A 12,965-nucleotide genomic window follows, 5' to 3' on the forward strand; every position below is an offset into this window, starting at 1 on the left:
ACTTTTACAATCAAAACATTTGACAAAAGAATTATATCAAACTTCAAAGAATGGTGCAAGTATTTTTTTATTTTCCTGTAAATTTAGGTCTTCTTCGCTCCGAATGAGCCCGAACTCCCTCTTTGAAATCCTCTGTTTTGGCCAGTGATTCCTGTAGATGCAGTTCTAAAACAGCATAATCTTGCCAATCTTTAAATTGGCTCTCCCAAACCAACTTCTTGATGGCTGCATAGGAATTAGCTGACCCACGTCTTAATTTTTTAAGAAGCTGTTCTCTGGTTTTTTCTAACTTATCAGCTTCAGAAATACGGTAAACCACACCCCACTCTAGAGCTTTTTCTGCTGTCAAAGCCTCTCCTGTCATGGCTAGTTGAGCAGCACGCGTCACACCGATACTGCGGCTCAAGAGATGAATCCCTCCTGCATCTGGAGCCAAACCAACTCCAACAAAGGCTTGGATAAATTTAGCCTTATCGGTCGCTAAACAGAAATCTGCGGCAACAGCCATATTAGCTGCAGCACCTGCAACAGCTCCATCAACCTCCATCAGAACAGGCTTTGCAATTTGCTTGATTTTATAAGAAATAGTATTGACCAGTTCTGCGATTTTCGTCAATGATGGAATATCATCCTCATCCACTGCCCTCTTCATCTCTACTAAATCTCCCCCAACTGAGAAGACTTTGCCATTCGCATTGATCAAGATAAAATGCACAGCTGAATCCTCTTCTGCCAAAGTCAAGGCTTCTAAAATCTCCTCACACATAGGAATGTGGAAACCGTTAGCGACATCAGGACGGTTTAAAGTAATAATTGCCAAATCCTCTTCGAGCTGATAAATAATATGTTCCATCTGGACTCCTTTTTATTTTTATAAGCAAGTTAAATAATTTTGTTTTCAAAGTATATCTTTTTTATTCTAAAAAAGCAAGAATAAGAATGTAATAAGTGTCTCAGCCGATTTTAGATTCCTTATCTCTCCCTGTAAAATAGCTTATTTTCTTCATTGAAAAAAGGCTTTCTTTCTGCTATAATCGTATATTACCTTTTGCAACTTTCTTTTTAGCAATTTACAGACCCTAAACCCTTGATTTTATTGAGTTCTCAAAGAATTGCTAAAATAAACATATAGGCATAGATTGCCATTCATTCCCCCTAAAGTTCCTAAAAAATGGAACAAAAAAATAGACTTTTTCAAGTCTATCAAAATAATTTAATGAGTTCAGCAGGCAAGAAACTAGCACGGTCAAACGTGCTTTTTTTATTGCTGGTTGCTGATAGGTATATTATAACACGATAAAGACGATAGGGCAAAATATCCTATCAAGATGATATACACTTATTTATATACTTCCAGCTCTCCGTTCTGGTGGATTCTCGCAAAGTTTAAGACGGCTATCTGTTTGTATCGGTGGTAGCTAGTGGAGCTAGTGCCTGCCATCTCTACGCATTCACTCATTGTTTTCTTTCTCATGTAGCAATAATGGATGATAAAGTATTTTCTGGCTCTCTCGTTCTCTATACTGTTGATGTCGTGGGCGAATATTTCCAATCCCTCACGGATTGCTTTTTCATGCTCACCTCTCAAATTCCACTGATCAGGTAAGATAAGTTTCCAAGCTTCTTCGTCTATTGTAACTTGGTTTTCACTCCCTGCCATCCTCTGGAAACGTAGAAAGTATGTCATCCGCTCCCTTACGTTCATCATCGTTTTAAACTTATCCAGCTCCATTAGTTCGCTCCTTTATTGTGGTGGTATATCCCAAACAATACAAGCCCCTACTGTGGTCTCTATGTAATTACAAGCCTCTTTCTCAGCCTTAAAGGTCATTACTACTTCTTTAGAGTTTTTCCTGTACTCTGAAACTCTTACTTCATATTCCCCACTTTCAAGCAAGGTTAGCCATACAATCGGTGTTATATCTTTAATAGTGTGTTCTTCCAATCTTTGCAGTCTTGTCTTTAAGCTTCTAACCATTCCCCTACCTCGTGTGTAATTCTATCTGATTTATCTAAAAAAAGGGGATTGCTCCCCATCGTCAGATTTTATTGTGCTTCCATGTTCTCATCTAGAAAATCTGAGTTTAAGAATACAATTAACGCATCCACTCTTGCTTTTACAAATTGGTCATCTACCATCAAACGCTCGTAATTGATTTCATCAACCCCACGGCTAAACTTAGCCAACAAATCTTTTGTACGCTCACGGTTATCAATCGGAATATATTGGGCGATTTCAGCATTTTTAGGATTGCCATCTCCCCAGATATCCCCCACGGTACTTCTAATAAGTGATAAAGCCATCCAATCGTCCTTGTAATGGTCTATCAATGCCTTAGCAGTTGAAACTTCTAGCGCTTCTTTTTCCAAGAGTTTTAAAGCATTTTGTAGAGCCGCTTGATAGCCGTAGTCAGTCAATTTTTTAACTTCATCTTCAGCACGTTTACGTTCTACTTTTTCTAATAAACCATCGGATAATGCTTTTAACTCATTGTAGTAAGCCCCATACCAGTTTTCATACTGGTATTTAAGTTCTTCTAACTCGTATGTCTTGCCCTCTACACTCAAATAATTGTTATTTCGGATTTTTTCAATTTTCTCAGAGAGGTTATAAATAGCCCCTTTTAGCGATTCTGTTTTGGCTAATACTGTGCTTTTCTTCATCTATTCAACTCCTTCTGCTTACTTATATAGCACCATCACACCAGTGATTGCTTCTGTGTTATTGGTAGCCTCTGAATATTTCACGTCCACCACTTGGACAGTTGCCATGAAGTCGTTAATCTTTTTTTCAAAATCTTCTAGTGCAGTAGAGTCCCAGCGGTAATAATAAAATAATTTAATTTTCATAGTTCCATTCCTTGTTCTAATCTTTCTATCCGTGTTTGCAAGTCTTCTAATTCCATGCCACGGTATGCCATTTCTAATATTGTTTTAGCTGCCTGTACCCTTGCATAGGGGCTTTTTTCTGGATCATCTGCCACCTCATACAAAACTTCAACGGCACGCCCACTAGCCTGTAATAATAGGCTTGTCGTTCGCCCTATCATGTCTTGTCTCAGCTTTTGATATTCGCTGAAAAAATTCCTATCTTTAAGATACCTATACGCCGTATTTTTGGCGATTCCAGATTTTTCAATAGCTTTTGTAATGCTTGGTTCACTAATCAAAGCCATCAAAAAGTATTCTTGTTTTGGTTTTAATTTTGCAATAGCTTTCTACCTCCTATCAGTTTAAACGCTCACATCATCGATAAAGAAAATAGGATTGATACCTTGCGCTTTATACTCTTCTGTAAGTCTAGCAATGTATTCATCGCATTCTGTTGAATCCTTAAAATCCCCACTATTGATAAATACAACCTTGTCACGTTTTCTATTCTTTTGAAATTCTTCCAGACGTTTTACTTTACTTCCTAATCTCATATCCGTTCTCCTTCTGCCAAAACAAAAAAGGACACCGAAAAGCCATTTAGCTTATTCAGTGCCCTCGGTTGTTCCGATAGACTCTATTTCTTTGTTTCAGTTCGCACCAAGTGGGAAAATCTACCATCTTGAAAATGCAAGGTCACACTCCCAAAAGTTGGGGGGGATTCTACTCCTATTCTACCACTTTTTTGGTATAAAATAAACCCTTTTTGTAGCAATTCATGAAAATCATCCATGTATTTACCTCTTTCTGTTTTTAAGGGTGTCACTAGTAGTTACACCATTGCAAGGGGGTCGGTACTATCTACCCCATTTTGTTATCTGTATAATACTAGCAAACCAGCAATCGCACCCATACCATCACTATCTCCTACGGTTGCGGTTGAATGTTTTACATCAATTACCTGCACGGTCGCCATAAAATCATTTACTTCCTGTTCAAAATTTTCTAGTGATTGTTGCCATTTGTAATAAAAAAATAGTTTAGTTTTCATGTTTTTTACTCCTTTTGTACTTAATTGATTTTTCTGTCCCCTTTTTTATACGCTTCTTACAAATTTTATACACTTGTTTTTAAAAGTGTATAAAAAATAAAGTCAGTAATGCCAAGGGTTTTACTATTGTTTTATACACTTTATACACTTTATACATTAAAATAAAAACATATATAAGGATAATAGGGACCCCATTTTGAAACACTATATAAGGAAATTTTTTTATTTCCGTGTTTTTCGTATAAAGTGTATAAAACCCTTGATATGACAACGTTTTTAAGTGTATAAAATTTTTGCCCTACTGTGTAAAGTGTATAAAATTCTTATTTTCTTTTCCTTCTCTTTTTGTACTCTGGCCAATGGTTGTAATACCCGCGTTCATTCTTTGGCTTTTTCTGCTTTTCGGGTGTTGCCCTACCATTAGCATAGGCTACGCTTGCAAACGGCGGTAGATCTTCTTTAGGATAAAAACCTTTATGGATCTGTTGCCCTGCAGGGATAACCTTCTGGCCAACTGCGAAACCTTCAGGTAGGTTGCTTTTGATTTCTCGATGTAAGCCCATTTCTGACCTGTTTTCTTTAATACCATAGTATTCTAGGAAACCTTTCCAAACGTGATAGACAAAACTATTAGGAATAAACTCACTTGTCAATTCATCAGTAAAAAACTTAGAAACAAAATCAATAACGGGGTTCATGTCCTTATGGTGTTCTTCAAGTATTTCAATAGACTTCGTAGGGTTAATGTCAGCGATTGGTGTTTCAATAGCCAACTTAACCAGGTACTCCAGCACTTCTTTGCGGTTAATGTAATCGTCTTTGATAGCCTTGTTAGGATTACCTTTGAATATTTTGGTAAAAGGTAAAATTCTAAATCGCCTATCAATAGCTGATTTATCCCCGTTCATTCTTGGTAAACCATTAGAAGATTGTACTACCGTCATATTAAGACGTATGCTATAAGGGCGTTTCCCTTTGTCCTCTATGGTCATTATGTCGCCTGTTGCTAAGCTAAACATATCTGAAGTGTCTCTAATTACTGCGTCCTTTTGTACATCATCACCGATTACAAGCGACTTTCCCAATAATATAGACGTTGAAAATTGACTTTTTGTTAAACCAGTGATCTTCAAACTGGCCACATTTTCCATACCAACTAGGTTTATAAGTAACTGCTGAAAAGTTCCTTTTCCTGTTCCACCTTCACCGAAAAGCCAAAAGATTTTTTGCAATGACTGCCCTGTGACGCTTGCTTTTATAATCTGGATAGCAAGGTTATAAAGCTCCTTGTCACCGTCAAACAACTCTAAAAGCCAAGCTGTCGGCTTCCAGCCGTTAATTATCGGCTCTTCTGCTACAGGATTATAACCTGTTTTTATCTTTCTTGTTGCTGTAATCTCTGGTGTGGTTTCTTCAAAAATGCCTGTCTTAGCATTGTATAGCTGTTTCCCAATTACAGTATAATTGCCTTGGATTTCCCTCATTTGGCTCTGTCTAGCTATTTTATAAAGCGTGTCAAATGCCTGTTTTTCCGTTGCGTTTGGATAAATGACAGAAATAAGATCTTGCAAAAATTCATTATCCTCTAACCAGATACCAAAATCAGGATTATAGAAATATAAAGGGGCTTTTTGCCCTTGTGCCTCTGGCTTAATTCTAATAAATCGGACGTACTTTTTTAACATAATAGCAACTCCCAGCGGATTAGTTGGTAAGGCCTTACTGCTCTTTTCCTCGCCTTTCTGCTGGGCTAGTTCTTCATGCTGGGCCTCGGTCAACCTGCCTGCCTTTACATTTTCAAGGTGTTTGCTGTCTGCCATAACTTCTTCATAAGCTTGCTGATAAGCCTTGTCCTTGATTTCTTGGCACTCTTTGATAAGCTGTCCCCTAACACCTTTGAAAGTCTTAAAGTGCTTATCTTCGCTTTCACGCGCCTCCAAGATTTCACTTTTTAGGTTTCCTAATTCTTCTAGTTCTATGGTTCTAACCTCTCTTTCTATATTCAGCCCGTGCTATACTGCTAAAACTGCGGTCTAGCTCTTCAATAGGCAATGGTTCAACTGTCACGCTATTAGCTATCTTTGTCAGCTCGTAGGCGGTCTCTAGGTCACAATCAACCCACTTATTAAAGAGTAAGCCTACAAAGCGTGTCAGCGCTACGTTTCGCCCTCCCTCGTCTCCAAATCCGTTGAAAAGCGTGTCAATGATCCTCATGGTCATAGATTTCTGACCGCTTGGCCTTGGAGTGTATGGAAGGCTTGTAGCATTCTGTTTGACTGGTTCAGCCGTTGTCTGTGGTACTGGATAATCAAGTCCATGCTCTACAATTTTTTGATAACTTGCTGGGTCGCCTGTTGTTACTGGTAGCCCTTGAAGTTGTGACCATGTTAAACTGGCCATGTCAAAGGGTAGCCCAATCTTATCAGCAATCTCTTTCACTATCTGCTTATAGGTTGCCTCGTTCATCACGTTGTCAGGCTTCACTACAAGGCGAAAACGGGGCTTTTCTAAGCTATGTTTGATAGTCGGGTATAAGATATAGGAGTAGCCAAATAAAGCGCTAGAAACGGCTTTTATGAAGTCCTCAGACGTCCCCTGTATATCGTCATAATCAAGGAAAATCAAATCCCGATAGATTAGACTGGAGTTGTTTCGCTTGTAACTGCCATTCTTTTCTGGCGTTACTTTCCCACTGATACAGTAAGGCGCTTGAGTTCGCTTGTATTCCTCAATATCTGCCCCTTCAGGAACTACTAAGGGCTTGAAACGCTCGATATACTCGAATGGCTCAATCTTATCAAATGGATAGACTAGATTATTTTGAAATCCTTTAGCCTCATAAATTGCCATATTATCGCCCCTTTCTACGTTTTTTCTTCAGCTTTTTAAGCCTTTGCTGTTCCTTTAGCTGATCTAGGGTTGGCCTGCGCTCTTTGTAAAATTTAATATTGTGATAATGTCCTTTATTATCTGCCGGATGAATACTATACCTTGCCATTTTCCACCCCCATAAACTTCCAGATGTCCGTAACTTTATAGTATGCTTTCCTAGTATCTTCTAGTGGGGGACGGTATGGTCTCAATCCTGCTTCTTCCCATCTATGAAGAGTCTTATAACTTATATCCAACTCATCTTGTAGCCGTTTTGCTGAAATCAATCCAGTAAGTCTTTGTGGAACTCTATCATGGGCTTCCAGGTATCTTTCCACTACCTCCAGAATGCCATGCGCTAGGTCCTGCTCACTTTCTCGGCTTAGGCTAAACATATCCGCCCACCTCCTTCAAGGTTTCTTTGTAGCTTTCTAGGTCGCTGTTCATCAACACCGCTAGGCGCTTTTCTTCTTCTCGTATCTGATTGTAAAATGTTTTTGCTCCGTCCAGTAGCTCCTCTTTGTTAGCTGGGATAAAATATCCTCTAAATGTTCCATGGCGAACCCCAACAATAGGAACGCTATGGCGCGTGATTAGACGGCTGATAATATCTTGCACGGTTCTTTCTGCCAGCTTAGTGATCAGGCTGATTTCTGCCCCTGTTATGGAGTTTTCAGCCCCTACCTTGATTAGTCTTAATACTCGTTTGTCATTCTCTGATAGACTCATTCAGTTCCTCCTCTCCTTTGCTTTTATTCAAAAAGGTTATTTGTTCACTTAGTACGCCATAAAAAATATCTTTCTGATCTTCTAAAATCGCATCAATAGTTTTATAGACAAGTTCCCTTACCTTGTTATCCAAAAGTTGCCCGGCTAGTATCCCTCTAGCTGTTGCTAGTTTCGCTGTATTGTTCATACACATAGCTAGAAAAATCTCTTTAGTGAAATAGGGCTTATCAGGTCTCTCTTCAAAATCAGGATATAAATTCATTGTGTAACTCATTTCATCCCTCCGTAAACTCTTACCCCTGCAAGCTGAATATAACGCCCATAATCAGGGTTTAAATCCTCGCTAGGTGTTTCCATCGTCTGTTTGCTTTCTCGCTCAAATTGGGCGCTTTTTTTGCGGTCTAGGTGGTTTAGATAAAGCAGCAAGGCAATCAATACCACGGAAAAGATAAGTGCCTGTGTATTGGTCAAATCTAATTCATTCATCTTATGCCCTCGCTTTGTAATTCTTGATATAGTCCACTTGATCAGTTCGCTCCATCTTCAAAAACTCGTCCACCTCTTCGGGTGTTATCTTTCTATCTAAAAAATCAGTGATGAACTGAAAGAGGTTCGGATTTCTATCCTTGATTTCAGCAATTACTTCATCAAATTCTGCTTGTGTCATGTTGTCTAGGTCTAGTGTCATTGCATTGCCTCCTAATCAATCATCATTCCACGAGTATATAAGGATGAGTCTGTCCATGAATCCAAAACGTTCTTTTTCCCTCGTTTTTTCTTTGCGATATCAACCGCTATGACTTCCCATACATAATTCAATAATTGGCTTTGTTCCATTGGGTAGGTATTTTCTTTAGTTATTTCAGCTAGGTAAGTGTTTAAGAAAAGAAATCCATCAAAGTTGGAAAGTAGCTTTATAAACTTAGTATCACCCCAATAATTTCTGTAATAAGACTCTTCTCGTTCTTCTAGTTCACCTATTACCTCAGCAATCACCCTCTGTTTCATCTTCTCTGTTTGTTCCTTTAGCGTTTGCTGTTGTTCATGGTATTCTGTGCTAGTTAGTTCATTGTAGACATCATCCAAGTCATTCAATACCCTGCTGATTTCTCTTTTAGCTAATGCAGTTCCAGCTCCTACAAGAATTTCTTGTATTTCTTCTAAATTTGTTGAAATAGCTTCTAATTGATCTGCTATCATATTTTTCCTCCGTTGGCCTTTTTATTGTCGTTTCCTATACAGTATTGACACCACTCCAAACGCTGGGCGATTACCCCAAGTTGGCGAACGTATGTAGTGATGTTTCGTGGGTAATCCACCCACCCACATTTTTGCTAAACAAGTGCTTAGAGTCGCCGTGTCAGCACTTAAATTTCAAAATCTTTTCTAATTGCTTGCCTGCCACTAGTTGTTATTGATTGAATAGTTGTTTTTTGTTATAATTGAGATATAGAAAAAATATCTATATTCTTGATCCAGTCGCTTGCTTCAGTCGCCAAACGTTCAGCAAGTGACTTTTTTTGTTGTCTTTTTTTAATTTTCATGTCTAGGTTTTCTATAAATCAGTTGACGATTTTCCACTAATTCAGCAATAAAAGCTAGATTATTAGCTGTCTTTTCTATTAAGTCGTCAAGTACACCTTTGTTTTCAGGTAATGCCATAGCTTCCGCCACACTCACGGCATCATCTAGCCATGTTTTAAATTCTTTAAAGTTCATTTCTTTAGCAGTAAAACCTTCTGGTTTTGATTCCAAATCATCCTCCAATACTTTAAAATGTAAGAATGGTTTTGTTTCGTAGCTTTCGCCTTTTTCGTAAAGTGATTTAATACGGTCAAATAGTTTTGTCAATGCAACGTCACTGGTGTACTCAACAGTAATTTCACCGTGTCCATTGTAAGTTGTTTCTTCAACGTCTGTGATCATGCGAATTTCTTCGCCCAATGCTCTAGCGATACCGTGGTTAGTCGTTTGTGCTTGATATACTTGTGCGTTGTTCATTTTGTTTTTCTCCTTTATGTTCTAGGTCGGATATTTTTTCCGATCAGGTCAATCCCCAGTGGTAAAGCACCAGTGGAGTATCTTGTAGATGTAATATAGTATTGTGATTGGGTTACTCCTTTCTATATCCGTTTAAATCGGATATTAGCTTAAAAAAATAATGTCGTCATAAGCAACACCGAAGAGTTTTTCAATCTCTTTTACTTGGGCAACATCAGGAAAACTTTTTCCATTTTCCCACTTACTCCAAGTAGTTGCAGAAATTCCTAATTTTTGTGCCACCTCTGATTGTTTCATGTTGCTATTGGCACGCAACGCTTTCAATGTAAGACGCAAATAGCCCTCACTCCTTTCTTTTGGATATCCGTTTAAATCGGATACAATGACAGTATACGGTAAAACCGATAACTTGTCAACACTTTTTTTGATTTTATTTTCTTTTTTTTCGTTTCCCTTGCTTTTTCTACGTTTTAACCGTATAATTAAATTATGAATTATAGAAAGGCGGTTGCGCCATGTCATTAGGAAATAAGCAAATAATGGCGGACAATATCAAAAGACTTTTAAGTGCAAAAGGTTTAAACCCTCGTCAGTTAGCTATTGCATTAGATTTTAAGTATACAACCGTCAACGATTGGGTAAATGCTAAAACTTACCCACGTATAGATAAAATCGAAATGCTGGCTAATTTTTTCAACGTTTCAAAGTCTGACTTAGTAGAAAATAAAAACGAAGAAATTGCTACCACTTCCCCAGTTCAAGCCATCTATGAGCAACTAACTCCACCAAGACAAGCAAAGGCCTTGACTTATCTTGAAAAGCAACTACTGGAGCAGAACGAAGAAGAAACGAAGAAAAACGAAGTATCGGAAGTCATTCAGCTATATAGCTACAACTACTACGACCATCCAGCTTCTGCAGGTACTGGCCAATATTTAAACGATGTACGAGTTGAACAGATAGAGTTGCCAATAGATGTAGACGCTGACTTTGTTATCCCAATCAAAGGGGACTCGATGGAGCCTGATTATCATGATGGCGATCTAGTGTTTATCCAGACAAGCGTTGATTTGAATGATGGAGTTATCGGAGTGTTTAACTACAACGGAGAGGCATATATCAAGCAACTGGTTATTGATACAGAACAAGCCTACTTACATAGCTTGAATCCTAAATACAAAGATATGCCAATCACGCCAGAAACAGACTTCCGAATTATTGGAGAGGTTGTGGGTCGTTATAAGGAGGAATAAAAATGGGGCTATTAGACTTTATTTTTAGAAAAAAGTCCACTACGGAAACTAGAACCGATCACATAGAGTTGAAAATTCCACACACAGAAGAAAAATATAATAACGCTGAAGAAACAAATTTCTATACTCCTCAATACTTTAACTTACTAAACGAAAGACCTAAAATAACTGATATATTTGGAAGAAGATATGACCTCCCTAAATACAGTGATAAATATATTACTAAAGAAGGTTATAAATTAAGAGAGATTCTATTATTAGTTTGGTGGGGAAAAGCGAAGACTGGCCGAAAATCAACTATCCACATCCCACAATATTTTTTTACAAATTACAATCTAAATGCCGAACGTCTAACTTCTCAATTTAAAGTTCAAGGATTATTAGTTGATACTAATGAAAAAACTTTACTAACAGAAAAAGGGAAAGAAATTTATAATAATTATTGCCACTTATGGGAAATACATGCTATAAAAAACTATCCTATCAATCTAGATCTTGATTTCCCAAATTGGAACAAGGAGAAATTTGAATTAGAACTTTACAAAATGGAACTGAGATATTACAACGAATATATCTCGTATTGTAAAAAAATGATTCAATTCTTCAATTCTTTTGAAAAACCTATTAAAGGACAAAAGATATATGACGAAATAAATTATTATATGAGTGAAGGGAATACTAGTATTGCTAAAGTTACTGACCTATATGAAAAAATTAGTATTCTGGAAGATAAAGTATATTCAGATAGAAGGTTAGATATTTATGATTTTCAAGACTGGAACGTCCAAAGCGATTCAGATAACATCATATAAACCCCATATCCGCCTTGTTTCCAACTCTGGTATTATTTACCGTCTGACTGATTAAAATCGAAAATAAGGGGGTTCTCGTAGCCCCTCGCATGGTATAAACTCAAAATCTTTTCTAATTGCTTGCCTGCTGATGGAAAAAGGAGTAAAACCATGAAGATTACAGAATACAAAAAGAAAGACGGGTCAATAGTCTACCGCTCCAGCGTCTATCTTGGCATCGATACCGTAACGGGTAAGAAGGTCAAGACGACTATATCAGGCCGAAACAAGAAGGAACTCAAAACCAAAGCGTTACAGGCTCAAATAGAGTTTGAAAAAGACGGGTCAACAGTATTTAAAGCTGTTCAAATCAATACCTATGCTGAACTGGTCGAAAGCTGGTGGAACAGTTACCGTCACACCGTAAAACCTAACACAATGGTAGTCTATAAAGGTATGCTGAAAAATTATCTTTTGCCAGCCTTTGGGTCTTACAAGCTGGACAAACTCACACCCCCAATTATTCAGAAAGTTGTCAACGATTGGGCGCAAGCATATAACAGCGGTTACGGCTACAAAAATTATAGCTTACTGCATTCAACCAATAAACGCATTTTACAGTATGGTGTAGTCCTTCAAGCCCTGCCCTCAAATCCTGCAAGGGATACCATCGTACCACGCAAAGCCAAAAAGACACTAACAAAAATCAAGTATCTAAACGATACGGATTTAAAAAAATTCCTCGATTACCTGGACGGTTTGGACAATACCTATAAAAATTTTTACGATACCGTCCTATATAAAACTCTACTCGCCACTGGTTTACGGATTGGGGAATGTCTAGCCCTCAAATGGTCAGATATTGACTTACAAGACGGGACTATCTCAGTAACAAAGACGCTAAACCTTTTAGGAACGCTAAACAGCCCCAAGAGTAAAAGCGCTATCCGAACGCTTGACCTTGACAAAAAAACTCTACTCATGCTTAGACTTTACAAAGCAAGACAAGCAGAAAACGGGCGGACTATTGGCATCAGCTACCAAAAAGTATTCCCTAATAGTTTTGACGAATACAAAAAAACTAACCGCCTGCAATACCGCTTAAAAGAGCACTTGAAAAAGGCTGACTGCCCAAGCCTAGGTTTTCACGCATTCCGCCATACCCACGCTAGTATCTTGTTAAACGCTGGACTAGGTTATAAAGATATTCAAACTAGGTTAGGTCATTCAAAAATCTCCATGACCATGGATATATATAGCCACCTATCTGAAACGAACCAAAAAAAGACCGCTTCAGTGTTTGAAATGGCTCTTGAAAAGTTAAAAAGTTCCTAAAAAGTTCTTAAAACAAAATATAGAGTATCAAAAAAAGCTGTCATATTGGCATATATTCATTTT

Annotated in this window: 21 protein-coding genes; 3 read left to right on the top strand and 18 right to left on the bottom strand. The window is 37.9% G+C overall.

Annotated features, from left to right (window positions below; translation table 11 throughout):
- Nucleotides 1-67: 67 nt before the first annotated feature.
- From RWP09_RS00085 to RWP09_RS00170, 18 genes are all read right to left on the bottom strand, one after another.
- A complete protein-coding gene (locus RWP09_RS00085) occupies nucleotides 68-853 on the bottom strand; it encodes an enoyl-CoA hydratase (RefSeq protein WP_314432746.1) in 786 nt (261 codons plus the stop codon).
- Nucleotides 854-1,339: 486 nt separating this feature from the next.
- Nucleotides 1,340-1,732 carry a transcriptional regulator gene (locus RWP09_RS00090; RefSeq protein ID WP_314432747.1) on the bottom strand — a complete coding sequence of 131 codons (393 nt, stop codon included), beginning with the start codon at nucleotides 1,730-1,732 and terminating at the stop codon, nucleotides 1,340-1,342.
- Nucleotides 1,733-1,744: 12 nt separating this feature from the next.
- On the bottom strand, nucleotides 1,745-1,978 hold the full coding sequence (locus RWP09_RS00095) for a hypothetical protein (RefSeq protein ID WP_314432748.1): 234 nt from the start codon (nucleotides 1,976-1,978) through the stop codon (nucleotides 1,745-1,747).
- A gap of 68 nt (nucleotides 1,979-2,046) precedes the next feature.
- Nucleotides 2,047-2,664 (bottom strand): hypothetical protein, encoded by a 618-nt coding sequence (locus RWP09_RS00100; protein ID WP_314432749.1) that lies wholly within the window; start codon nucleotides 2,662-2,664, stop codon nucleotides 2,047-2,049.
- A gap of 18 nt (nucleotides 2,665-2,682) precedes the next feature.
- Nucleotides 2,683-2,850 carry a hypothetical protein gene (locus RWP09_RS00105; RefSeq protein WP_314432750.1) on the bottom strand — a complete coding sequence of 56 codons (168 nt, stop codon included), beginning with the start codon at nucleotides 2,848-2,850 and terminating at the stop codon, nucleotides 2,683-2,685.
- Entirely contained in the window at nucleotides 2,847-3,176 is a 330-nt protein-coding gene (locus RWP09_RS00110; RefSeq protein ID WP_314432751.1) for a phage replication protein, read from the bottom strand. The genes RWP09_RS00105 and RWP09_RS00110 overlap by 4 nt, the downstream gene beginning before the upstream one ends.
- 57 nt (nucleotides 3,177-3,233) lie before the next feature.
- Entirely contained in the window at nucleotides 3,234-3,425 is a 192-nt protein-coding gene (locus tag RWP09_RS00115) for a hypothetical protein (RefSeq protein ID WP_314432752.1), read from the bottom strand.
- Nucleotides 3,426-3,745: 320 nt separating this feature from the next.
- The gene (locus RWP09_RS00120) at nucleotides 3,746-3,922 is read right to left on the bottom strand and encodes a hypothetical protein (RefSeq protein ID WP_314432753.1); all 177 of its coding nucleotides are present in this window, start codon (nucleotides 3,920-3,922) and stop codon (nucleotides 3,746-3,748) included.
- A 323-nt stretch (nucleotides 3,923-4,245) separates the two neighbouring features.
- Nucleotides 4,246-5,862, bottom strand: coding sequence for a phage/plasmid primase, P4 family (locus RWP09_RS00125; protein WP_314432754.1), 1,617 nt, complete (start codon nucleotides 5,860-5,862; stop codon nucleotides 4,246-4,248).
- Nucleotides 5,863-5,905: 43 nt separating this feature from the next.
- Nucleotides 5,906-6,772 (bottom strand): primase alpha helix C-terminal domain-containing protein, encoded by an 867-nt coding sequence (locus tag RWP09_RS00130; protein WP_314432755.1) that lies wholly within the window; start codon nucleotides 6,770-6,772, stop codon nucleotides 5,906-5,908.
- A gap of 134 nt (nucleotides 6,773-6,906) precedes the next feature.
- Complete coding sequence (locus tag RWP09_RS00135) at nucleotides 6,907-7,188, bottom strand: XRE family transcriptional regulator (RefSeq protein ID WP_314432756.1); 282 nt, start codon at nucleotides 7,186-7,188, stop codon at nucleotides 6,907-6,909.
- Entirely contained in the window at nucleotides 7,181-7,522 is a 342-nt protein-coding gene (locus tag RWP09_RS00140; RefSeq protein WP_000058833.1) for a hypothetical protein, read from the bottom strand. Before RWP09_RS00140 ends, RWP09_RS00135 begins: the two co-directional genes overlap by 8 nt.
- Entirely contained in the window at nucleotides 7,503-7,796 is a 294-nt protein-coding gene (locus tag RWP09_RS00145) for a hypothetical protein (protein ID WP_314432757.1), read from the bottom strand. The genes RWP09_RS00140 and RWP09_RS00145 overlap by 20 nt, the downstream gene beginning before the upstream one ends.
- Complete coding sequence (locus RWP09_RS00150; protein ID WP_314432758.1) at nucleotides 7,793-8,008, bottom strand: hypothetical protein; 216 nt, start codon at nucleotides 8,006-8,008, stop codon at nucleotides 7,793-7,795. Before RWP09_RS00150 ends, RWP09_RS00145 begins: the two co-directional genes overlap by 4 nt.
- 1 nt (nucleotide 8,009) lies before the next feature.
- Nucleotides 8,010-8,210 (bottom strand): hypothetical protein, encoded by a 201-nt coding sequence (locus RWP09_RS00155; RefSeq protein WP_314432759.1) that lies wholly within the window; start codon nucleotides 8,208-8,210, stop codon nucleotides 8,010-8,012.
- Nucleotides 8,211-8,221: 11 nt separating this feature from the next.
- Entirely contained in the window at nucleotides 8,222-8,722 is a 501-nt protein-coding gene (locus RWP09_RS00160; RefSeq protein ID WP_119942668.1) for a hypothetical protein, read from the bottom strand.
- A gap of 333 nt (nucleotides 8,723-9,055) precedes the next feature.
- A complete protein-coding gene (locus RWP09_RS00165; protein ID WP_314432760.1) occupies nucleotides 9,056-9,523 on the bottom strand; it encodes a hypothetical protein in 468 nt (155 codons plus the stop codon).
- A gap of 144 nt (nucleotides 9,524-9,667) precedes the next feature.
- A complete protein-coding gene (locus tag RWP09_RS00170) occupies nucleotides 9,668-10,045 on the bottom strand; it encodes a helix-turn-helix transcriptional regulator (protein ID WP_314432761.1) in 378 nt (125 codons plus the stop codon).
- Here RWP09_RS00170 and RWP09_RS00175 point away from each other — a divergent pair.
- The 3 genes from RWP09_RS00175 (at nucleotide 10,039) to RWP09_RS00185 (ending at nucleotide 12,902) form a co-directional block, all read left to right on the top strand.
- Complete coding sequence (locus tag RWP09_RS00175; protein ID WP_314432762.1) at nucleotides 10,039-10,776, top strand: S24 family peptidase; 738 nt, start codon at nucleotides 10,039-10,041, stop codon at nucleotides 10,774-10,776. The genes RWP09_RS00170 and RWP09_RS00175 overlap by 7 nt on opposite strands.
- Before the next feature lie 2 nt (nucleotides 10,777-10,778).
- Nucleotides 10,779-11,588 (top strand): hypothetical protein, encoded by an 810-nt coding sequence (locus RWP09_RS00180; protein WP_314432763.1) that lies wholly within the window; start codon nucleotides 10,779-10,781, stop codon nucleotides 11,586-11,588.
- Between the two features lie 150 nt (nucleotides 11,589-11,738).
- Nucleotides 11,739-12,902 carry a site-specific integrase gene (locus RWP09_RS00185; RefSeq protein WP_314432764.1) on the top strand — a complete coding sequence of 388 codons (1,164 nt, stop codon included), beginning with the start codon at nucleotides 11,739-11,741 and terminating at the stop codon, nucleotides 12,900-12,902.
- Nucleotides 12,903-12,965: the final 63 nt, after the last annotated feature.

The organism is uncultured Streptococcus sp. (assembly GCF_963521255.1).
Taxonomy (GTDB): Bacteria; Bacillota; Bacilli; order Lactobacillales; family Streptococcaceae; genus Streptococcus.